At 65.8% G+C, this 20,466-nt stretch carries 17 protein-coding genes and 1 tRNA gene; 10 read left to right on the top strand and 8 right to left on the bottom strand.

Annotated elements, in window-relative coordinates; genetic code table 11:
* The first annotated feature begins 378 nt into the window (after nt 1-378).
* Complete coding sequence (locus tag DIE13_RS23060) at nt 379-906, top strand: hypothetical protein (protein ID WP_124829434.1); 528 nt, start codon at nt 379-381, stop codon at nt 904-906.
* A gap of 252 nt (nt 907-1,158) precedes the next feature.
* On the opposite strand, the gene DIE13_RS23055 is transcribed toward DIE13_RS23060, so the two are convergent.
* Both DIE13_RS23055 and DIE13_RS23050 read right to left on the bottom strand, forming a co-directional pair.
* Nucleotides 1,159-1,425: a pyocin activator PrtN family protein gene (locus tag DIE13_RS23055; protein ID WP_124829433.1), complete on the bottom strand. Its 267-nt coding sequence runs from the start codon at nt 1,423-1,425 to the stop codon at nt 1,159-1,161.
* Between the two features lie 32 nt (nt 1,426-1,457).
* Nucleotides 1,458-1,829 carry a pyocin activator PrtN family protein gene (locus tag DIE13_RS23050; protein ID WP_260435132.1) on the bottom strand — a complete coding sequence of 124 codons (372 nt, stop codon included), beginning with the start codon at nt 1,827-1,829 and terminating at the stop codon, nt 1,458-1,460.
* Nucleotides 1,830-2,168: 339 nt separating this feature from the next.
* On the opposite strand from DIE13_RS23050, the gene DIE13_RS23040 reads away from it, so the two are divergent.
* Nucleotides 2,169-2,621 (top strand): hypothetical protein, encoded by a 453-nt coding sequence (locus DIE13_RS23040; RefSeq protein ID WP_124829430.1) that lies wholly within the window; start codon nt 2,169-2,171, stop codon nt 2,619-2,621.
* Nucleotides 2,622-2,710: 89 nt separating this feature from the next.
* On the opposite strand, the gene gspG is transcribed toward DIE13_RS23040, so the two are convergent.
* From gspG to DIE13_RS23025, 3 genes are all read right to left on the bottom strand, one after another.
* Nucleotides 2,711-3,313, bottom strand: a complete 603-nt coding sequence (gspG, locus tag DIE13_RS33860; protein WP_185731218.1) for a type II secretion system major pseudopilin GspG — start codon at nt 3,311-3,313, stop codon at nt 2,711-2,713.
* A 183-nt stretch (nt 3,314-3,496) separates the two neighbouring features.
* Nucleotides 3,497-3,571: transfer RNA gene (locus DIE13_RS23030), tRNA-Val, on the bottom strand.
* A gap of 83 nt (nt 3,572-3,654) precedes the next feature.
* Complete coding sequence (locus DIE13_RS23025; RefSeq protein ID WP_124829429.1) at nt 3,655-4,137, bottom strand: Lrp/AsnC family transcriptional regulator; 483 nt, start codon at nt 4,135-4,137, stop codon at nt 3,655-3,657.
* Nucleotides 4,138-4,325: 188 nt separating this feature from the next.
* Here DIE13_RS23025 and DIE13_RS23020 point away from each other — a divergent pair, with 188 nt between their 5' ends.
* From DIE13_RS23020 to DIE13_RS23005, 4 genes are all read left to right on the top strand, one after another.
* Nucleotides 4,326-5,540, top strand: a complete 1,215-nt coding sequence (locus DIE13_RS23020) for an amino acid aminotransferase (protein WP_124829428.1) — start codon at nt 4,326-4,328, stop codon at nt 5,538-5,540.
* Between the two features lie 30 nt (nt 5,541-5,570).
* On the top strand, nt 5,571-5,957 hold the full coding sequence (locus DIE13_RS23015) for a RidA family protein (RefSeq protein ID WP_124829427.1): 387 nt from the start codon (nt 5,571-5,573) through the stop codon (nt 5,955-5,957).
* Between the two features lie 80 nt (nt 5,958-6,037).
* Nucleotides 6,038-7,108 (top strand): porin, encoded by a 1,071-nt coding sequence (locus DIE13_RS23010; protein ID WP_390679622.1) that lies wholly within the window; start codon nt 6,038-6,040, stop codon nt 7,106-7,108.
* Nucleotides 7,109-7,200: 92 nt separating this feature from the next.
* Complete coding sequence (locus tag DIE13_RS23005) at nt 7,201-8,619, top strand: amino acid permease (protein ID WP_124829425.1); 1,419 nt, start codon at nt 7,201-7,203, stop codon at nt 8,617-8,619.
* 12 nt (nt 8,620-8,631) lie between these two features.
* On the opposite strand, the gene DIE13_RS23000 is transcribed toward DIE13_RS23005, so the two are convergent.
* Nucleotides 8,632-9,534, bottom strand: a complete 903-nt coding sequence (locus DIE13_RS23000) for a LysR substrate-binding domain-containing protein (protein WP_124829424.1) — start codon at nt 9,532-9,534, stop codon at nt 8,632-8,634.
* 173 nt (nt 9,535-9,707) lie between these two features.
* Between DIE13_RS23000 and DIE13_RS22995 the strand changes: the two genes are divergently transcribed.
* The 3 genes from DIE13_RS22995 (at nt 9,708) to DIE13_RS22985 (ending at nt 14,272) form a co-directional block, all read left to right on the top strand.
* On the top strand, nt 9,708-11,459 hold the full coding sequence (locus DIE13_RS22995; RefSeq protein ID WP_124829423.1) for an acyl-CoA dehydrogenase family protein: 1,752 nt from the start codon (nt 9,708-9,710) through the stop codon (nt 11,457-11,459).
* Nucleotides 11,456-12,658 carry a CaiB/BaiF CoA-transferase family protein gene (locus tag DIE13_RS22990; RefSeq protein WP_124829422.1) on the top strand — a complete coding sequence of 401 codons (1,203 nt, stop codon included), beginning with the start codon at nt 11,456-11,458 and terminating at the stop codon, nt 12,656-12,658. The genes DIE13_RS22995 and DIE13_RS22990 overlap by 4 nt, the downstream gene beginning before the upstream one ends.
* A gap of 201 nt (nt 12,659-12,859) precedes the next feature.
* Nucleotides 12,860-14,272, top strand: coding sequence for an MFS transporter (locus DIE13_RS22985; RefSeq protein ID WP_124829421.1), 1,413 nt, complete (start codon nt 12,860-12,862; stop codon nt 14,270-14,272).
* Between the two features lie 125 nt (nt 14,273-14,397).
* Here DIE13_RS22985 and DIE13_RS22980 read toward each other — a convergent pair whose 3' ends face one another.
* Both DIE13_RS22980 and argA read right to left on the bottom strand, forming a co-directional pair.
* A complete protein-coding gene (locus DIE13_RS22980; protein ID WP_096508624.1) occupies nt 14,398-14,673 on the bottom strand; it encodes an oxidative damage protection protein in 276 nt (91 codons plus the stop codon).
* A gap of 51 nt (nt 14,674-14,724) precedes the next feature.
* Nucleotides 14,725-16,104, bottom strand: coding sequence for an amino-acid N-acetyltransferase (gene argA / locus DIE13_RS22975; protein WP_124829420.1), 1,380 nt, complete (start codon nt 16,102-16,104; stop codon nt 14,725-14,727).
* A 23-nt stretch (nt 16,105-16,127) separates the two neighbouring features.
* On the opposite strand from argA, the gene hrpA reads away from it, so the two are divergent.
* The gene (gene hrpA / locus DIE13_RS22970; RefSeq protein ID WP_124829419.1) at nt 16,128-20,330 is read left to right on the top strand and encodes an ATP-dependent RNA helicase HrpA; all 4,203 of its coding nucleotides are present in this window, start codon (nt 16,128-16,130) and stop codon (nt 20,328-20,330) included.
* Nucleotides 20,331-20,466: the final 136 nt, after the last annotated feature.

Below are 20,466 nucleotides of genomic sequence, written 5' to 3'. Positions count from 1 at the left end.
CGGCTCACGCGGAGTGCATGGTGGGGCGCCGGGGATGATGCGGTGGTGGGTGAGCTACCTAGAGAGAGATGCAGGAGCTGGGCGTTTGGAAGCGCGCTGGCATGGTGCCGCGAATAAAGTTCTGAGATATATTGAACGGACTGCGTCGCCTTCACGATACTGTCGACTAAATTGTTTTTTCAGCCACGAGCAGACCTACGAACCAATGAACGACAAAAACAAGAAAACGCCCGTGCCAACGCGCCCGGGCCGTGCAAACGATAGCAATCCGTTCTCGCCTAAGCCCTCGAACGAGTCATGGGGCAATGTCCGGAAGGACTCCGAGCGACCGGTGGTGCGGGATACATTGGCACCCCCTGATCCCGGGAAAAAACGGAAATGAGCAAGCCGCCAACTCTGGATCGGCGATGGAGTGACATGCTCTTCGGCGTGCGGCGCTCGATACGCTACCACCAGAGGCGGCGGGCGTTTTTTGATCGATGGGATCAACTTGGCAATGTTTTTTCTCTTGTTTTCGGGTCAGCTGCTATCTATGGTGTCCTGGAAGCCGATTACAAGACGCTAGCACTTGTCGCCTCCGGGCTCGTGACGATTTTGTCTGCTGTGAACTTGGTATTTGCATCTGCACAGAGGGCGCGTTTGCATCATGATTTCGCTCGGAAGTTCCAAGAGATCGAGCAAGAAATGCTTGTCTCCCCTGATGAGCAAGTGCTTCAGGATGTATCGCGAAAACGCCTTGATGTTGAAGCTGATGAGCCTCCTGTTCTACATGTCCTGAATTGCTTATGCCATAATGAGCAAATGCGTGCCGACGGGTATCCTGCTTCGAATTTGGCGAAGATTAAATGGTGGCAGAGAATGTTCGCGCATTTCGTTGATCTACGCGAAGACTTAATCCATGCCTAATTCCATTTAACTCTTACCAAAGCCCGCCCCGCGCGGGTTTTTTTATGTGTGTGCCATCAGGGGCGCATTCCTGTGGGTACAAGTCCCGCTATGAATTGATTGCAAAAAGCGAAACGAACGCCGCAGCATGGCCGCGACCGAGTGCCAGGAAAAGTGTAGAGTGCAAATCGCGGGGCGATGAGCGGGTTATGTGTGAAAGATGCGCCGATGAGCAACGAAAGCTTGCGGCAAAGGGCGCGTTGAGTAAGCGAGTCAGCGTAGCCCGCAAAGCTGATCCCGTTCCTTCACTGCCACAGCGCGCCGTTTGTCTATGTAGTCTGCCAAGTCCTGCACGTACACGCCGCGCACCGACTTCTGACTCACTTCAATTCTGGTGATAGGTAGTGGAATTTTCCCGAGAGCTACTTTTCTAATAAGCTTGTTCGGATCGATATGAGGGAAGTACTCCGCGCACACCTCATTAATCGGAATTATTGCGCGTGCGCCGAATTGGGATAAAAGAATAAATGTGGTGTTCATTTTGGGGTGTGCTGTTGGGGCGTATTTTAATCTTATGGAAAAGGAAATTCCGTGCGAGATAATGAATTTTGTCGTTCTCGTGCTGCTTCGTGTTGGCACTTCTCGATATAGATTGCCAGATCTAGCATGGAAATTCCCTTTGCTGATTTGAGGCTATTTTCGATACGTATTACCGGCAAGGGAATCTCTCCATGGGCTATCTTCCGCAGGAAGGCTTGCAGCTCTAGGTGGGAGAAATATTCCTTGCGTACCTCGTCAAGTGGGATCACGGCACGAGGGCCGAATTGAGCTATTAGCAAAAAAATGGTGTTCAATTTTCTGGTGGAGATCGTGTGCGCTGGAGTTTCAATGTTATCACTATTAGGGTTGCGTGATAAATGATACAAATTTGGTATGAGTATCATGAAATTTGATGGGAATAACTACCTTATTGGGATTATTGCAACGCGCACGAAAGTTTTTGCTTGAAATCCGACTTTCCCGTGATTACACTGGACTCATCGCTGAAACAACAGCGATCAGGTTTGGCGACCTGAACTTACACACGGCGGACAGCCGCCTCGCGCGGTTTTTTTTCGTCCGCACGTCTCTGCACGCCTTCAAGATCAATGGGCGGGCCTGGACGGGGAGACCCTCGGGTCTGCCGGTTTCCGTGTGTGCCGGTTCGCCAACCCCGCTCAGTGCCCGCCCACCCCGTTTGGCGACGGGAGGCGGGCCTCCAACTCACACACGGAGGTCTCACCATGCGTCAGCTTCAACATAAACAGTCGGCCCAATCTGCTGCCCGCGGCATCGTCGGTGTAGCAAACGGCCACGGCGTCGGCCGCGCCGCAGAATTTGACGTGAACATGTACATCGGTATCCCCGCCGAGGTTCGATCGCTTCTCAATGTTTCCGCTGTAGATCGCGCCGAAGCCTGCAACATCGGCGCATTGTGTGCCGCGTTGCTCGCCAAGCATTTGCGCGACGAACCCGCGCTGACCGGTAGCAACCGTGTCGGCGCCGTAATCGAGCGTATGAAGGGTTTGGGCGGTGAAGGTGGGTACGAGGCTGGGCTCTTCGCCGTGCTCGAACGCCTGATTGTGGAGGGCGCGAAGCACGTCAATCCCGACGCGCTCGCGATTCGGTCGCTGGCGACCGTGGCGCGAACCCAGGCCGCAAGAAGACGCGAGGAAGCGTCGGTTTCAATGGCCTAAGCCAGTGCAGGAGAGGCGCCGGCTCTGGCGGCGCTTCTGCACTCGTTAGCTGCTTGTCTTTCGGAAATTAAGGCAGGGCATGAGGACCGCTATTGCCATGAGCCGACAACCGAATCGCCTCCGTTGCTGAACACGTCGATTTCCCCGTGCGTTCCTGGGTTCCGGTATTGGTAGGCTCGGCCCCACGGATCCGTCGGCATGCGTTCGAGGTATCCGCCATCTTTCCAATTCGCGGGCGCCGGATTACCGGTTGGCTTCTGCACGAGCGCAGCCAAGCCTTGTTCCTGTGTCGGATAACTCCCGTTATCGAGGCGGTACAACTTCAACGCCTGTACGATCGTGCCGACATCCTGCTTGGCGGCGATGCGGCGTCCAATGTTTTCCGTGGCGCCTGTCATAACCTGCGCGGCAGCAGCCGACGCGTTAATGCAATTCGGATCGTCTTTGAGTTCGCCGGGATTCGAGTTGCATTCCGAGAGCGCCTGTTTGAGGGCGTCGCGGTTCGCAACGAACTCGTCGACCTTCATCACGTGATCGAGTCCGGGGACGTTGGTCTGATGGCACGCGGTCAGCGATACGGCGATCGCTGCGGAGACGACGACTTTCAGGCGATTGAAGCCAGCTCTTGCGCGCGGTTCGCGCTCGTCGGAGGTTGCGAGGGTGGTCGATGCGGAAATGAGAGTGGTTCTCATGCGAATAGCCCCGTGTGCATTGCTCTTTGTCGTGCTGCGACGACACGATAGCCGGGTTCCGTCTGACCCTGCAAGCACTCGAACAGGGCTGTTGGCGCGATTCGATTTTCCGTACGGATTCCGTACGCAAAGAAAAAGGGCTTAGGTCGCTAAACCTAAGCCCTTGATTTCTTTCGAATTCTTTGGTGGGCGGTACTGGGATCGAACCAGTGACCCCTGCCGTGTGAAGGCAGTGCTCTACCGCTGAGCTAACCGCCCAAAGAAGAATCAAATTATGTCAGGGATTTTGGGGTTCGTAAAGCACTTTCTGCAAATAATTTTCGGGGCCGCCTGAATGTCGGTCAGCCGGCCGTCGACGGCTCGACGAGATCCAGGATCGAGCCGTCGCGTTTGAGCGTCGCGAGCACGATGCTCGAATTGATCGACATCACGCCGGTGGCGCGGTGCAGCCGATTGATCACGAAGTCGGAGTAGTGGTCGAGGTCGCGCGCGCGCACCGTCAGTACGTAGTTCGATCCGCCCGTCACGATCTGCGCGGCGATGACTTCCGGCCACTGCTGGATCGCTTCCACGAACCGGTCGTGCCACTCGGGCACGTCCGGGCGCATCGAGACGTGCACCAGCGCCTCGAACGCCACGCCCACCTTCTTCGGCTCGATCGTGCAGCGGTAGCCGGCAATGGCGCCGCGTTCCTCGAGCAGCTTCACGCGCCGCAGGCATGCCGACGGCGACAGCGCGACCGCGTTCGACAGGTCCTGATTGCTGATGCGTCCGTCCCGTTCGAGGTGCCGGAGGATCCGCATGTCGGTTCGATCCAGGGTCATTTCGAAGAATCCCGTCAATTTTGAGATAGTAGTCGAAGACTCTACTGCAATCGGTTCGGATCGTCACCGAAAAGTGAAGCTCATTCTATTTCGTCCTCGATAACATGCGCCCCATGCCTCGATTGCACGGCCCGGCTCGATGCCAGGCCGCCGGTCGCACCGATTTCCACTCCTACCGACATTCCGACATGTACGAACACATTCCCGCCTATCCGGGCGATCCGATCCTGTCGCTGTTCCAGGCATTCCAGCAGGATGCGCATCCGCACAAGGTCAACCTCAGCATCGGCCTCTACTATGACGACGCGGGCCGCATCCCGGTGCTCGAAAGCACGCGCATCGCGGCCGAGCGGCTGCGCGAAGCGGGCGCGCCGCACACCTACCTGCCGATGGAAGGGCTCGCCGCGTACCGGCAGGGCGTGCAGCGTCTCGTGTTCGGCGCCGATTGCGCGGCGCTCGCGCAAGGCCGCATCGCGTCGCTGCAGACGCTGGGCGGTTCGGGCGCGCTGCGTCTCGGCGCCGAGTTCGTGAAGCGCTATTTCCCCGACAGCGCGATCTGGATCAGCGATCCGACGTGGGACAACCATCGCGTGATCTTCTCGGCGGCCGGGCTCGACGTGCACACGTATCCGTACTACGACGAAACACGCAACGGCCTGCGCGTCGACGCGATGCTCGCGGCGCTCGACGCGCTGCCCGCGCGCAGCATCGTGCTGCTGCAACCGTGCTGCCACAACCCGACGGGCCTCGACCTGAGCCGCGAAGCATGGCGCGCGGTGATCGACGTGCTCGTGCGCCGCGGGCTGATTCCGTTTCTCGACATGGCGTATCAGGGCTTCGGCGACGGTCTCGACGACGATGCATGGGCCGTGCGCGCGATCGTCGAGGCAGGGTTGCCGGCGATCGTCAGCAACTCGTTCTCGAAGAACTTCTCGTTGTACGGCGAGCGCGTCGGCGGGCTGTCGATCGTCTGCACGAGTGCGGGCGAAGCCGCGACGGTGCTGAGCCAGTTGCAGGCCGGCGTGCGCCGCACCTATTCGAGCCCGCCGCTGTTCGGCGCGCAGCTCGTGTCGACGGTGCTGAACGACGACGCGCTGCGCGCGCGCTGGGAAGACGAGGTCGCACAGGTGCGTGCGCGAATCAAGCGCATGCGCGGCGCGCTGAAGGCGCGGCTCGATGCGCGCCTGCCCGCGCCGGCCTTCGACGCGCTCGTCACGCAGCGCGGGATGTTCAGCTATACGGGCATCGCCGCAACCGACGTGGACCGCTTGCGCACGTCGCATGGCGTCTACCTGCTGCGCTCGGGCCGCATGTGCATCGCGGGGTTGAACGACGCGAACGTCGAGCACGTCGCGAACGCGATCGCCGACGTGCTCGGCGGCGCGCCGCGCCAGGCGGCCTGAGCAACCGGTTTCGAATCGAAGGAGGACACGATGGCAGACAGGATCCCGGTCGACTTGCCGCAGCTCGCGCAGCCGTTCTCGTGGGCAACCCGCGCAGGCGGGCTGATGTTTACCGGCCACGGGCCGGTCGATGCGTCCGGCGCGATCGTCGGTGACACGATGACCGCGCAGGCGCGCGTCACGCTCGGCAATCTCGCGAAGGCCGCGGCCGCGGCGGGCGCGACGATGGACGACGTCGCGCAGGTGCTCGTCTACCTGTCCGACGTGAGCGCGATGCCGGAATTCGACGCCGAGTACCGGCGCCACTTCCGCGAACCGTACCCGAACCGCACGTGCGTGGGCGTGCAGGGCTTCGCGCATCCGGACATGCGCGTCGAACTCGTCGCGTACGTCGCGCTGCCGGCGGCGCGCGACTAGCACGCGTGCCGCCGCGTGCGGATAGCAGTAACCACGATACCGACAACATCAACAAACGAAAGACAAGGATGGAGACAAGCATGAAGAGCATCAGTCGATTCGCACTGCCGACAATGGCGGGCCTGCTCGCCGCGAGCGGCGCGATGGCGCAGAGCAGCGTGACGCTGTACGGGATCGTCGATCAGAGCATCCGCTATACGACGCACGCGGACGTGTCGAACGACGCAAGCGTGCAGATGACCAACGGCGCGATCACCAACAGCCGCTGGGGCCTGAAGGGCAGCGAAGCGCTCGGCGGCGGACTGAAGGCGATCTTCCAGCTCGAGAGCGGCTTCGAGCCGCAGAACGGACAGCTCGACGGTGCATTGTTCGGCCGCTACGCGTATGTCGGCCTCGCCAGCGACTGGGGCACCGTGAAGCTCGGCCGACAGGCGACCGAAGCGTTCAACCTGTTCGGCGATCTGGATCCGCTGACGGTCGGCAACTACACGGCCAACATGTGGCCGTACTTCCTCACGCAGGGCCGCGCGAGCAACGTCGTCAGCTACGACGGCACGTTCGGCGGGCTGAACGTCGGCGCGAGCTACGGCTTCGGCGGCGTGGCGGGCAGTCTCGGCGCGAATGCATACTGGGGCACGCACGTGTCGTACACGCTCGGCGGGCTGATGGTCGGCGCGACGTACCAGCAGGTGCGCGACCTGAACAGCCGCGCGCAGCAGGCGTGGGGCGCGGGCGCACGCTATGCGTTCGGCGTGGCGACGCTGTATGCGGGCTACCTCGGCGGCATCGACCGCACGGGCATGCTCGACCAGCAATTGCTGAACGCGGCGGGGCGCGACGTGACCTACGGTTCGTTCGTCGACAACCCTCGCCGCGACGCGATCTTCTACACCGGTGCGATCGTGAAGGTCACGCCCGCGGTATCGGTGACGGGCGTCGCGTACTACGACGACATCCGCAATGTCAACGGCATCGCGGGCAACGGTGGAAAGCGCTATACGGGCGTGCTCGAGGCCGAGTACGCGCTGTCGAAGGCCACGCAGGTCTACGCGACGCTGGACTACAACCGGGTGAGCGGCGGCGCGTTTACCGAAATGCCCGGACGCGGCAACCAGACGGGCATCGCGGCCGGCCTGCGCCACATGTTCTGAGCATACGGCGCGCGACGGCCGGTGCGGTCCGGCGCCGGCCAGCGCGCCGTCGAGATTTCGACCGGACAATCGCTTTCGAACGAGGTCATTCGATGCAACCAGAAGGGCAATTCCAGCACATCGCGGCGCGCGAGCACGGTTTGCGCCGCACGCTTTCCGCACGACAGATGGCGATGATCGCGATCGGCGGTGCGATCGGCACGGGTCTCTTTCTCGGCAGCGGGTTCGCGATCGGTTTCGCGGGGCCGAGCGTGCTCGTGAGCTACGCGATCGGCGCGTTCATCTCGTTGTTGCTGATGGGCTGTCTAGCGGAGATGACGGTCGCGCACCCGACCTCCGGGTCGTTCGGTGCGTACGCCGAACATTACGTGAGCCCGTGGGCCGGGTTTCTCGTGCGCTACGCGTACTGGGCGTGCATCGTGCTCGCGGTCGGCACCGAAGTCACCGCAATCGCGCTGTACATGAAGTACTGGTTCCCGGGCGTGCCGGGGTGGCTATGGATCGTCGGCTTCTCGGCGCTGCTCGTGCTCGTCAATGCACGCAGCGTCGACGTATTCGGCGCAGTCGAATACGGGTTCTCCGTCGTGAAGATCGCGGCGATCGTCGGCTTCATCGTGCTCGGCGCGTACGTCGTGTTCGGCGATCCGGCGCTCGTGGGCAACGGCGCGGCGCGTGCCGGCTTCCACCATTACACCGATCATGGCGGCTTCTTTCCGAAGGGCGTGTGGGGGATGTGGGTCGCGGTGATCGTGTCGATCTTCAGCTACCTGAGCATCGAGATGATCGCGGTCGCGGCCGGCGAGGCAGAAGATCCCGAGCATGCGGTCACGCGCGCATTCCGCTCGACCATCGTGCGGCTCGTGCTGTTCTACCTCGTCACGCTCGCGCTGATGCTCGCGATCGTGCCGTGGACGGCGGCAGGGCGCGACGAGAGCCCGTTCGTGAAGGTGATGGAGGCGATCCACCTGCCGGGAGCGGCGGGGCTGATCAACTTCGTCGTGCTGATCGCTGCGCTGTCCGCGATGAACAGCCAGCTCTACATCACGACGCGGATGATGTTCAGCCTGTCGCGTGCGGGCCATGCGCCTAAGGCGCTCGGCGACGTGAACGCGCGCGGCGTGCCGTTCGGCGCGCTGATGCTGTCGACGCTCGGCATCGCGCTCGCCACGGTGTTGAGCGTGCTGTATCCGGACGCGTCGTTCACGATCATGATGGCGGTGTCGATGTTCGGCGCGCTGTTCACGTGGATGATGATCTTCGTCACGCACTACTGCTTCCGACGTCGTCGCGCGGCGCTCGGCCTGCCGGCGCCTGCATTCCGGATGCGCGGCTTTCCGCTGCTGACGCTGCTCGGTGCGGGGCTGATGCTCGCGGTGATGGTGACGACCTACTTCACGGCCGAGTTCCACATGACGCTGATCTTCGGGATTCCGTTCCTGATCGTGCTGTCCGTCGTGTACGCGGTGTGGTACCGGCGCGCGCAGCCGGTGCTGCAGCCGGACGCGAAGTAGCCGCAGGCCGGGTCAGCCCGCCAGCGCGGGCAGCGCGTCGATCGACGCGCGCACGTAGTCGGCGAAGCGCAGCGCGACCGGTTCGGCGGTGCCGCTGCGCTTCAGTTCGAGTGTGCGCGATTCGAGCGACCCGTCCCTCAGCGGCCGGAACGCCAGCCGGTCGCTTTTCACTTGCTGCAGCACGCGCGGCACGAGCGCGATGCCCATCCCGAACTCGATCATCGACAGGATCGTCTGCCACAGCCGTGCCTCGTGACGGATCAGCGGGCTGAATCCCGCGTTCACGCATTGCGCGATGATCAGGTCGTGATAGTGCGGCGCCGCTTCACGCGGAAACAGGATGAACGGCTCCGCGGCCAGCGCGGCGAGCGCGACCCGCCGGCGCCGCGCGAGCGGATGCGCGGCCGGCAGGCAGCACACGAACGGCTCCGCATAGACGGGCGCCGATTCGACCTCGGGCGGACAGTGGCCCCAGTGCGCGTAGCCGAGATCGATCTGGCCGCGCTGGATCGCCTGGACTTGCGCCTGCGTGTTCATCTCGCTCAGCACGACCTCGACGCCCGGATAGTCGGCCTCGAAGCGCCGCACCGCGTCGGGCAGCCCGCGATACAGCATCGAATGCACGAAGCCGATCCGCAGCCGGCCCGCGAGCCCCGAGGCCGAACGCACGGTGACGCGCTCGGCCTCGGCCGCCTGCAGCAGCAGCCGGCGCGCTTCGCCGAGCAGCACCGCGCCCGCATTGGTCAGTGCGACGGTCTTGTTGGTCCGCGAAAAAAGCTGCACGCCGAGCGCTTCCTCGAACTTGCGGATGTCGAAGCTCAGCGCCGGCTGCGAGATGAACAGGCGTTTCGCCGCGCGCCCGAAATGCAGCTCTTCGGCGACCGCCACGAAGTAGCGCAACTGCCTCAATTCCATGCTGTCTCCTCGCCGCATCGGCATCGATAAGCGTTGTCTATCGTACCGGATAAATCCTGTATTGGACGCTTATCGATCGCGCGCCTACGCTCTGCTGAACGACTGGCATCGGCCGGCCGCGCGGCCACGGCGCGGGCACCGGCCGGCAGCCGCGCCACCATGGAGACGCACGCATGAACGACACCGCTCGCACGCCGGAGGCCGGCGCATCCAATATCCCCGACAGCCGGGGCATCAATTTCTTCACGGCTGATCCCGATCTCGGCGCATTGCTGAAGCTGCATCTCGGCGCCGACCAATACGCAGCACTCGAACCGCGGCTGCATGCGCTCGGCGCACGCGTGTCGGGCGAACTCGACGAATGGGCATCGCGCGCGGACAAGCATCCGCCCGTGCTCGAGCACCGCAACCGGCGGGGCGAAGCCGTGCAGCGGATCGACAAGGATCCCGCGTACGTCGCGCTCGAACGCGTCGCCTATGCGGAGCTCGGGCTCGCGTCGCTGAGCCACCAGCCCGAGGCGGTAGCGCCGCTCGTCAAATATGCGCTGACGTTCCTGTTCGTGCAGGCCGAATTCGGGCTGTGCTGCCCGGTCAGCATGACCGATTCGCTCACGCGCACGCTGCGCCGTTTCGGCGAGCCGGCGCTTGTCGAGCGCTACCTGCCGATGCTCGCGTCGCGCGATTTCGACACGCTGTTCCAGGGCGCGATGTTCATGACGGAGCAGGCGGCCGGCTCCGACGTGGGCCGTATCGCGACGCGCGCGGCGCGCGAAACGGACGCGCACGGCGACGCGGTCTGGCGTCTGTACGGCGACAAGTGGTTCTGCTCGAACGCGGACGCCGATCTCGCGATGGTGCTGGCGCGACCCGATGGCGCGCCGGACGGCATCAAGGGCCTCGCGCTGTTCCTGCTGCCGAAGACGCTGCCGGACGGCACGCGCAACGCATACCGGATCGTGCGGCTCAAGGACAAGCTCGGCAGCCGCTCGATGGCGAGCGGCGAGATCGCGCTCGAAGGCGCGCAGGCGTATCTGATCGGCGAGATCGGCCGCGGTTTTCACCAGATGGCCGACATGATCAACATGTCGCGGCTGTCGAACGGCGTGCGGGCGGCCGGGCTGATGCGACGCGCGCTGAACGAGTCGCTGCACGTGGCCGCGAACCGCGCCGCGTTCGGCCGCAAGCTGATCGAGATGCCGCTGATGCAGCGCCAGCTGATGAAGATGCTGCTGCCCGCCGAGGCCGCGCGCGCGATGTTCATGCAGATCGCGCTGCTGCTGCCGCAGGCGGATGCGGGCGACGAGCAGGCCGCGCGCTGCGTGCGCATCCTGACGCCGCTGATCAAGTTCCGCGCGTGCCGCGACGCACGCCGCGTGACGGGCGATGCGATGGAAGTGCGCGGCGGCACCGGCTACATCGAGGAGTGGAGCGATGCACGTCTCGTGCGCGATGCGCATCTGGGCTCGATCTGGGAAGGCACGAGCAACATCGTCGCGCTCGACGTCGCGCGCGCCGCGCAGCGCGAGCACGCGCTCGACGCGCTGCGTACGTTCCTCGGCGACCGGCTCGGCGCCGCGCCGCTGCCCGACGCGAGTCGCGCGGCACTGCGACGTATTCTGACGCGTGCATGCGACGCGCTCGCGCGGGTCGCGGCGGACGGCGACGATGCACGCGTGCGGCAGGCCGCGTCGGCGCTGTATTACGCGAGCGCGGCCGTGCTGATGGCATGCGAAGGCGTGCGGCTCGCGCCCGATTACCGGCGCCTCGCGCTCGCGCACCTGATCGTGCGTCACAAGCTGCTGCCGGTCGACCCGCTCGCGCCGGCGTCGCGCGACGACGAAGCGGCGGCGTTCGACGCGCTGCTGCGCGGCACGCCGGTGCCGCTCGACATGGCGCTCGACCTGCTGCCGGAGGTCGAACGATGAGCGCGACGCGAGGGGCACTGGACGGCCTGAAGGTCGTCGACCTGAGCCGCGTGCTCGGCGGCCCGTACTGCACGCAGGCGCTCGCCGACCACGGCGCGACGGTCGTCAAGATCGAGCCGCCGGACGGCGACGAGACGCGCGGCTGGGGGCCGCCGTTTCTCGGCGACACCGCGTGGTACTTCATGGGCGTGAACCGCAACAAGGAAGGGCTCGCGCTCGACCTGTCCCGCGACGAAGGGCGCGCGATTCTGTGGCGCCTGCTCGAAGAGGCCGACGTACTCGTCGAGAACTTCAAGCCCGGCACGCTCGCGCGCTGGAGGATGGACTACGCACGCGACCTGCAGCCGTGTTTTCCGCGCCTGATCCACTGCGCGGTGACGGGCTTCGGCGAAGACGGCCCGCTCGGCGGGCTGCCCGGCTACGACGCGGTGATCCAGGCGATGGCCGGGCTGATGAGCGTGAATGGCGAGCGCGACGGCGGTGCGATGCGCATCGGTCTGCCGATCGTCGACATGGTCACGGGGCTCAACGCGCTTGCCGGCATCCTGCTCGCGCTCGCGGAGCGGGAGAAGAGCGGCCAGGGCCAGTCGATCGACATCGCGTTGTACGACTGCGGCGTGTCGCTGCTGCATCCGCACTTGCCGAACTTCTTCGGCTCGGGGCGCGTGCCCGAGCGCAGCGGCAACGCGCATCCGAACATCGCGCCGTACGACAGCTACCGCACGGCCACCGTGCCGATCTTCCTCGCTGTCGGCAACGACCGGCAGTTCGCGCGGCTCGTCGCGCATCTCGGCGCGCCGGCGCTGGCCAGCGACCCGCGTTTCGTCGACAACCGCAGCCGCTGCGCGCACCGCTCGCAACTGAAGGTCGAGCTGGAGGCACGGCTCGCCGCGCATCCGTGCGAGCCGCTCGCCCGCGACCTGATGGCAGCGGGCGTGCCGTGCGGTCCGGTGCGCGATGTCGGCGACGTCACGCGCGATCCGCATGCGCTGCACCGGAACCTGTTCGTCGAGCTCGGCGCGTATCGCGGCACTGCATCGCCGGTGAAGCTGTCGCGCACGCCGGCGACTTACCGCACACCGCCGCCCGCGCTCGGCCGCGACACGCGCGCGGTGCTCGACCGCCTCGGCGTCGATCCGGTGCTCCGGCAGCAACTGCTCGACGCCGGCGTGCTGAAGGTCGCACCGGACCCGACGTGACCGGCCGAGGGGGCGGCTGCACGTGAGCCCCCTCGGCCGACGAAACGCACAGCAACACCGCAACACCGCAACACCGCAACACCGCAACACCGCAACACCGCAACACCGCAACACCGCAGCACCGCCAGCCGGCGGCGCAATGCCGGCCATCCGGCAACGCGCGCGACAGTCGCGCGGCCGATCACGAACATGGAGACATCGATGAGCCGTCCGCAATCCCCGTCTGCCGCGCAACCGCGGCCCGGCCGTGCCGCCCTCGCGGCATTCGTCGGCACCACGATCGAGTGGTACGACTTCTACATCTACGGCACGGCGGCGGCGCTCGTGTTCGGCAAGGTGTTCTTTTCCAGCACGATGGACCCCGGCGTCGCGACGCTGCTCGCGTTCGTCACGTTCTGGGCCGGTTTCGCCGCGCGGCCGCTCGGCGGGATCGTGTTCGGGCATCTCGGCGATCGCGTCGGCCGCAAGACGGCGCTCGTGATCACGCTCGTGATGATGGGCCTCGCGACGACCGGCATCGGTCTCTTGCCCGGCTACGCATCGATCGGCGTATGGGCGCCGGCGGGGCTCGTCGTGCTGCGCGTGCTGCAGGGCATCGCGGTCGGCGGCGAGTGGGGCGGCGCGGTGCTGATCGCGAGCGAGAACGCGCCGAAGCATCGCAGCATCCTGTACGCGGCATTCGCGCAGCAGGGTTCGCCAACCGGCAACCTGCTCGCGACGGCCGCGTTCTTCGCGCTGAGCGCGCTGCCGACGCCATCGTTCCTGATGTGGGGCTGGCGCATCCCGTTCCTGCTGTCGGCCGTGCTCGTGATCATCGGGATGGTAATCCGGCTGCGGCTCGAGGAATCGGTCGACATGCAGCGCGTGCTCGCGCGCAAGCGTACGGTGAAGCTGCCGCTGCGCGACGTCGTGCGCGATCACTGGCCGATCGTGCTGCTCGCGGCCGGCACGCTGCCGGTGATCAACGTCACGTACTTCCGCAGCACGTTCGCGCTGTCGTGGGCGACCAGGGAGCTCGGCTATGCGCAGGGCACCTTCCTCGGCATCCTGTCGATCTCGCTCGTCGTGCAGTTCCTTATGCAGCCGATCGGCGCGTGGTTCGTGTCGAAGGTCGACATGCGGCGCGCGATGTGCTGGATCCTGATTCCGGAGATCGTGCTGATGCCGGTGATGTTCCATGCGCTCGCCACGCGTTCGTACTGGGTCGCCGTTGCGGGCATGTGCATCTCGACGATCCCGTCCGCGATGTTCTACGGCGCGGTCGGCGGCGTGCTCGCGCGTGTGTTTCCGGTCAACATCCGCTACACCGGGCTGTCGCTCGCGTATCAGTCGAGCGCGCTCGTCGTCGGCGGCGGCACGCCGGTGCTCGCGCAGGCGATCCTGAATGCGACCGGCAGCATCGTCGGCGTCGCGATCGCGTCGGGGCTCTATGCGCTCGTGTCGCTCGCGTGCATGCTGGCGCTGCTGAATCGCACCGGCTATCGCGCAAACGAACTGTCGACCGCCGAGCGCAGCGATGCGGCCGAATGGGGCACCGAAAGTGCCGGCGCCGACACCCCGGCCGGCACGGCGGCGCACGAGGATGAGCGCGCCACGTTGAAACCGGCGGGGTAAGCCGGGCGGCGCGGCGCATCGCCGGAAAACGCCCCGCCAAAGGCAAACGGCACCGTGCGATACACGGTGCCGTTTGCTTTTTGTGCGATGCGCCGGCATGGCCGGCCATCGCGATTCGCGGGTGCTCAGCCTTCGGTCGGCGGCACGTAGCCGGACGCCTGGTCCGCGCCGTCGCCGAAGAAGTACTTCTCGGTCTGCTTCATCAGGTACTGGCGCGCGCGCGGGTCGGCCATGTTCAGGCGGTTCTCGTTGATCAGCATCGTCTGCTGCTTGAGCCAGCCTTGCCATGCTTCCTTCGACACGCTTTCATAGATGCGCTTGCCGAGTTCGCCCGGCAGCGGCGGGAAATCGAGCGCTTCAGCTTCCTTGCCGAGCTTCGCGCATTGGATCATTCGAGCCATCGTGTACTTCTCCTGTAATCGGTGTCTGGGGGAGGGCAGTCGTGCCTGCGCTCAGAGCTGTTTCATCAGCACGAGCGACTTGCGCTGCCAGTTATAGAGTTTGCGGCGGTCTTCCGGCAGGTCGTCGACGCTGACCTTGACGAAGCCGCGCTTGAGGAACCAGTGCTCGGTGCGCGTCGTGAGCACGAAGATGTGCGTGAGGCCGCGCGCACGGGCGCGCTGCTCGATACGCTTGAGCAGGCGTTCGCCGTCGCCGGAGCCTTGCGCTTCCGGCGCGACCGTCAGGCACGCCATCTCGCCGATCTTTTCCTGCTGGTACGGATACAGCGCCGCGCAGCCGAACAGCACGCCATCGTGCTCGATCACCGAGAAGTGGTCGATGTCGCGTTCGATCTGGTGGCGACCGCGTCGCACCAGCGTGCCGTCGGATTCGAGCGGCTCGATCAGCGACAGGATGCCGCCGACGTCGTCCGGCGTCGCTTCGCGCAGGCTCTCGAGGTTCTCGTACGAGATCATCGTGCCGACGCCGTCGTGCAGGAACAGTTCGAGCAGCATGCTGCCGTCGAGCGACTGCGGAATCAGGTGGGCCCGGGTCACGCCGCCGCGGCATGCGCGGATCGAGTGCTTCAGGAAGAACGCGTCGTCGCCCTGGACGTTGCCGGAATCGAGCAGCTCCGCGGCCGCATCCAGCGACATTTCGCGGACCAGCACGCCCTCGTCGTCGACGATGCCGGGCGCTTCGGTCAGGAAGATGATCTTGTCGGCGCGCAGCGCGATCGCGGCGGCCGATGCGACGTCTTCCATCGACAGGTTGAATGCTTCACCGGTCGGCGAGAAACCGAGCGGCGACAGCAGCACGAGCTTGCGGCTCGCGAGCGAATGACGGATCGACTCGGCGTCGATCTTGCGCACGATGCCCGTGTGCGCGAAGTCGACCCCGTCGAGAATCCCCACCGGCCGCGCGGTCACGAAGTTGCCGGACACGACGCTGATGTGCGCGTGCGCCATCGGCGAGTTCGGCAGACCCTGGCTGATCGCGGCCTCGATGTCGAGACGCACTTCGCCGGCCGCCTCCTTCGCGGATTCGAGCGCGCGCGCATCGGTGATGCGCAGCCCGTGCGAAAACTCGGATTCGACACCATGCAGGCTCAACTGCTCCTCGACCTGCGGCCGCGAGCCGTGCACGAGCACGATCTGGATGCCCATCGCCTGCAGCAGCGCGATGTCGGACACGAGCGCGTTCAGCAGCCCCTGCTGCACCACTTCGCCGCCGAACCCCACGACGAACGTGCTGTTGCGGAACTTGTGGATATAGGGCGCGACGGAGCGCATCCAGTCGACGAACTGCGCGTGGCTGGCGGCCGAATCGTCGGCGGCCTGCGACGTCGCGGTGTCGGTTTGGGCGGGAGGGAGGTCGGTTTGGGAATTCATGGGCGGGATTATAATGCGCCCCCATGTCGAATGTACCTAAAAGTCCCGCGCCGACGCGGGCCAAAGCGCCGTCGGCGAACCACCCGGATGGTGCGGCCGATGCGCGCCCGCAGCAGGCCCAGCCGCCTCGCCAGCAGCAACAGCAGGCCGGCCAGCCGCCGCGCGGGCCGCGCGGCGACGAACGGCGCGGCGAGCCGGGCCAGCCAGCCCGGCCGGCTGCTAAGGGCGCCCCCCAGGCGACCGGCGAGCGCGCACCGCGCCGCGAGCGTGCGCCGCGCGCCGCCGTCGCACCGAACCCCGTTCCGCCGATCACATATCCCGAAAGCCTGCCCGTGTCGGGCAAGCGCGACGAAATCGCGCGCGCGATCGCCGGTCATCAGGTTGTCATCGTTTGCGGCGAAACGGGTTCCGGCAAGACCACCCAGTTGCCGAAGATCTGTCTCGATCTCGGCCGCGGCCTCGGCGCCGGCGGCAAGGGGCTGATCGGCCACACGCAGCCGCGGCGCCTGGCCGCGTCGTCGACCGGCCGCCGCATCGCCGAGGAGCTCGGCACGCCGTTCGGCGAGGTAGTCGGCTACAAAGTGCGCTTTACCGACAATCTCGCCCCGGGCGCGTCCGTCAAGCTGATGACGGACGGGATCCTGCTCGCCGAGACGCAGACCGATCCGCTGCTGAAGGCGTACGACACGCTGATCATCGACGAGGCGCACGAGCGCAGCCTGAACATCGACTTCCTGCTCGGCTACCTGAAGGAAATCCTGCCGAGGCGGCCGGACCTGAAGCTGATCGTCACGTCCGCGACGATCGACGCCGACCGCTTCGCGCGCCATTTCGGCACCGACGAGCGCCCGGCGCCCGTGATCGAGGTGAGCGGGCGGCTGTATCCGGTCGAGATGCGCTACCGGCCGGTGGCCGAGGATCGCCCGGCCGTGAAGAACGCCGAAGGCACCGGCGGCCGCGACCGCGTGAAGACCGCGCGCGAGGCGGAGCGCGACCTGATGGACGCGATCGTCGACGCGGTCGACGAGCTGTGCCGCGAAGGCCCCGGCGACGTGCTGGTGTTCCTGCCCGGCGAGCGCGAGATCCGCGAAGCGGCCGAGGCGCTGCGCAAGCACCACCCGCCGCATACCGAGATCCTGCCGCTCTTCGCGCGGCTGTCGGCGGCCGACCAGGACAAGGTGTTCAAGGCATCGAACGCGCGCCGGATCGTGCTTGCGACCAACGTGGCCGAAACGTCGCTGACGGTGCCGGGCATCCGCTACGTCGTCGACACCGGTCTCGCGCGCGTGAAGCGCTATTCGTACCGCAACAAGGTCGAGCAACTGCAGGTTGAGTCGATCTCTCAGGCCGCCGCGAACCAGCGCGCGGGCCGCTGCGGCCGGGTGGCCGACGGCGTGTGCATCCGTCTGTACGAGGAAAGCGACTACCAGGCGCGTGCGCGCTTCACCGATCCGGAAATCCTGCGCTCGTCGCTCGCGTCGGTGATCCTGCGAATGAAGTCGCTGCACCTGACGGCGATCGAATCGTTCCCGTTCCTCGAGCCGCCGCCCGGTCGCGCGATCGCGGACGGTTACCAGTTGCTCAACGAACTCGGCGCGGTCGACGACGACAACGCGCTGACGCCGCTCGGCCGCGAGCTCGCGCGGCTGCCGCTCGATCCGCGCGTCGGCCGGATGATCCTAGCCGCGCGCGACCAGCAGTCGCTGCGCGAGGTGCTGATCATCGCGAGCGCGCTGTCCGTGCAGGATCCGCGCGATCGCCCGATCGAGGCGCAGGAGCAGGCCGACCAGGCGCATCGCCGGTTCGCCGACGAGCGCTCCGAATTCCTGCAATGGCTGAAGATCTGGGCGTGGTTCGAAGAGGCCGTTGCGCACAAGAAATCGAATCGCCAGCTCGTCGACGCGTGCCGGCAGAATTTCCTGTCGCACCTGCGGCTGCGCGAATGGCGCGACGTCCATTCGCAACTGCTGACGGTCGTGCGCGAGCACGGCTGGCGCCTCAACGAGGCCGAGGCAACCTATGAGCAGGTGCATCTGGCCCTGTTGACCGGCCTGCTCGGCAACCTCGGCATGAAGGCCGACGACGATCCGCATTACCTCGGCGCGCGCGGGATCAAGTTCTACCTGTGGCCGGGCTCCGCACTTGCGAAGAAGGCCGGCCGCTGGGTGATGGCGGCCGAACTCGTCGAGACGAGCCGGCTGTACGCGCGCTGCCTCGCGAAGATCGAGCCGGAGTGGGTCGAGAAGATCGGCGCGCACCTGCTGAAGAAGTCGCTGTCCGAGCCGCACTGGGAGAAGCGTCCCGCGCAGGTCAGCGCGTTCGAGCGCGCGACGCTGTACGGACTGCCGATCTACCACCGCCGGCGTGTCGCGTTCGGCAAGCAGGATCCGGCGCGCGCGCGCGAGCTGTTCATCCGCGGCGCGCTCGTCGAAGGCGAATTCGACACGAAGCTGCCGTTCTTCGCGCACAACCGCAAGCTGCTCGCCGACATCGAGCAGCTCGAGCACAAGTCGCGCCGGCAGGACGTGCTGGTCGACGACGAGCTGATCTACGCGTACTACGACCAGGCGATTCCGGAGGGCATCCATACGGGCGCGGCGTTCGAGCGCTGGTATCGCGACGAGGTAAGGCAGGGCGGCCAGCGGGAAGACGGGCAGCGCCTGCTGTACCTGTCGCGCGACGACCTGATGCGTCACGAGGCGGCCGGCGTGACGACCGAGCTGTTCCCGAAGCGAGCGACGATGGCCGGCGTCGAGATGGCGCTCACCTACCACTTCGAGCCGGGTACGCCGCGCGACGGCGTGACGCTCGCGGTGCCGCTCTACGCGCTGAACCAGGTCGACGCGCGCCGCTGCGAATGGCTCGTGCCGGGGATGCTGAAGGAGAAGGTGCAGCTGCTGCTGAAGTCGCTGCCGCAGAAGCTGCGCCGGCACTGCGTGCCGCTGCCCGAGTACGCGGCCGGCTTCGTCGAGCGGATGGGCCGCGAGCGCTTCGGCGCGGGCGGTCTCGTCGAGGCGCTGATCGGCGACGTGCGTGCACAGACGCAGGTGATGATGAAGACGGCCGACTTCAAGCTCGAGACGCTGCCCGCGCATCTGTTCATGAACTTCAAGGTGATCGACGAGCACGGCCGCCAGCTCGCGATGGGGCGCAACCTCGCGCAACTGCGCCAGGAGCTCGGCGCGCAGGCGCAGCAGCAGTTCCAGAAGATCGCGGCGGCGTCGACGATCTCCCCGGATGGTGAAACCGATACGGGCGACGCACCGGCCTCCGCTGCGGGGCAGGCACCGACGGTTCCGGCACCGAAGGGCGGCAGGGCGGGCAAGGGCGCCGTGCCGCAGACGGCCGCGCCGGCGGAAGCGGGCGCGACGGCCCTGTATGAAAACTTGACGACATGGAGCTTCGGCAAGCTTCCCGAGTTGCTGGAGATCCGTCGGCGCGGCCAGACGCTGTACGGCTACCCGGCGCTCGTCGATCGCGGGACGCACTGCGACGTCGAGGTGTTCGACTCGCCCGAGGAGGCCGCGCGGATTCACCGGGCCGGCCTGCGGCGCCTGTTCGCGCTGCAACTGAAGGAGCCGATCAAGTTTCTCGAGAAGAACCTGCCGGGGCTGCGCGAGATGGCGATGCAGTACATGTCGCTCGGCACGCAGGACGAACTGCGCGACCAGCTGATCGACACGGCGCTCGACCGTGCGTGCCTGCAGGATCCGTTGCCCGACGACGACGCGAGCTTCCACGCGCGCCGCGACGAGGGCCGCAGCCGCCTGAACCTGCTTGCGCAGGAGATCGCGCGGCTCGTCGGGCAGATCCTGGCCGAATACGCGGGTCTTGCGAAGAAGCTCGCACAGGCGAAACCGTTCGCGCAGGCCCACGCCGATATCCAGCAGCAACTCGCGGCGCTGGTCGGCAAGCGCTTCGTGATCGACACCCCTTACGTGCAGCTTGCGCACTTTCCGCGCTACCTGAAGGGTATCGCGCTGCGGATCGACAAGCTGAAGGCCGATCCGGCGCGCGACGCGAAGCAGTCCACCGAGCTGCTGCCGCTCGTTCAGCAGTACCAGCGCGCGGTGTCGCAGCGCGGCGGCGTGGCGGATTCGCGGCTCGCGGAATTCCGCTGGCTGCTCGAGGAACTGCGAATTTCGTTATTTGCGCAGGAACTGCGCACGCCGATGCCTGTCTCTGTCAAGCGTCTGCACAAGGTCTGGGAGTCGATGCAGCGCTAGTGCAACAGCGGTTTTCCGGACCCGCACCCGCCTCCGGCTGCGGCCGGCGCGGCGTGCGTCGAAGTGGCGCAACGCCGGTTCCCGTCAACCGGCGGGGCCGGTCGAACGTTTTACAATGACAGTTGTTCCACGACGT

The organism is Burkholderia sp. Bp9016 (genome assembly GCF_003857765.1).
Taxonomy (GTDB): Bacteria; Pseudomonadota; Gammaproteobacteria; order Burkholderiales; family Burkholderiaceae; genus Burkholderia.
This window is presented reverse-complemented; position numbering and strand designations above follow the sequence as displayed.

Excerpts from the sequence above, each read along its gene's own strand:
- DIE13_RS23005 (WP_124829425.1), top strand. The coding sequence starts at position 7,201 with ATGCAACCAGAAGGGCAATTCCAGCACATCGCGGCGCGCGAGCACGGT.
- DIE13_RS22980 (WP_096508624.1), bottom strand. The coding sequence starts at position 14,673 with ATGGCTCGAATGATCCAATGCGCGAAGCTCGGCAAGGAAGCTGAAGCG.
- DIE13_RS23050 (WP_260435132.1), bottom strand. The coding sequence starts at position 1,829 with ATGATACTCATACCAAATTTGTATCATTTATCACGCAACCCTAATAGT.
- DIE13_RS23060 (WP_124829434.1), top strand. The coding sequence starts at position 379 with ATGAGCAAGCCGCCAACTCTGGATCGGCGATGGAGTGACATGCTCTTC.
- DIE13_RS22995 (WP_124829423.1), top strand. The coding sequence starts at position 9,708 with ATGAACGACACCGCTCGCACGCCGGAGGCCGGCGCATCCAATATCCCC.
- DIE13_RS23015 (WP_124829427.1), top strand. The coding sequence starts at position 5,571 with ATGGCAGACAGGATCCCGGTCGACTTGCCGCAGCTCGCGCAGCCGTTC.
- DIE13_RS23020 (WP_124829428.1), top strand. The coding sequence starts at position 4,326 with ATGTACGAACACATTCCCGCCTATCCGGGCGATCCGATCCTGTCGCTG.
- DIE13_RS23000 (WP_124829424.1), bottom strand. The coding sequence starts at position 9,534 with ATGGAATTGAGGCAGTTGCGCTACTTCGTGGCGGTCGCCGAAGAGCTG.
- DIE13_RS23010 (WP_390679622.1), top strand. The coding sequence starts at position 6,038 with ATGAAGAGCATCAGTCGATTCGCACTGCCGACAATGGCGGGCCTGCTC.
- DIE13_RS22985 (WP_124829421.1), top strand. The coding sequence starts at position 12,860 with ATGAGCCGTCCGCAATCCCCGTCTGCCGCGCAACCGCGGCCCGGCCGT.
- DIE13_RS22990 (WP_124829422.1), top strand. The coding sequence starts at position 11,456 with ATGAGCGCGACGCGAGGGGCACTGGACGGCCTGAAGGTCGTCGACCTG.
- argA (WP_124829420.1), bottom strand. The coding sequence starts at position 16,104 with ATGAATTCCCAAACCGACCTCCCTCCCGCCCAAACCGACACCGCGACG.
- hrpA (WP_124829419.1), top strand. The coding sequence starts at position 16,128 with ATGTCGAATGTACCTAAAAGTCCCGCGCCGACGCGGGCCAAAGCGCCG.
- DIE13_RS23025 (WP_124829429.1), bottom strand. The coding sequence starts at position 4,137 with ATGACCCTGGATCGAACCGACATGCGGATCCTCCGGCACCTCGAACGG.
- gspG (WP_185731218.1), bottom strand. The coding sequence starts at position 3,313 with ATGAGAACCACTCTCATTTCCGCATCGACCACCCTCGCAACCTCCGAC.
- DIE13_RS23040 (WP_124829430.1), top strand. The coding sequence starts at position 2,169 with ATGCGTCAGCTTCAACATAAACAGTCGGCCCAATCTGCTGCCCGCGGC.
- DIE13_RS23055 (WP_124829433.1), bottom strand. The coding sequence starts at position 1,425 with ATGAACACCACATTTATTCTTTTATCCCAATTCGGCGCACGCGCAATA.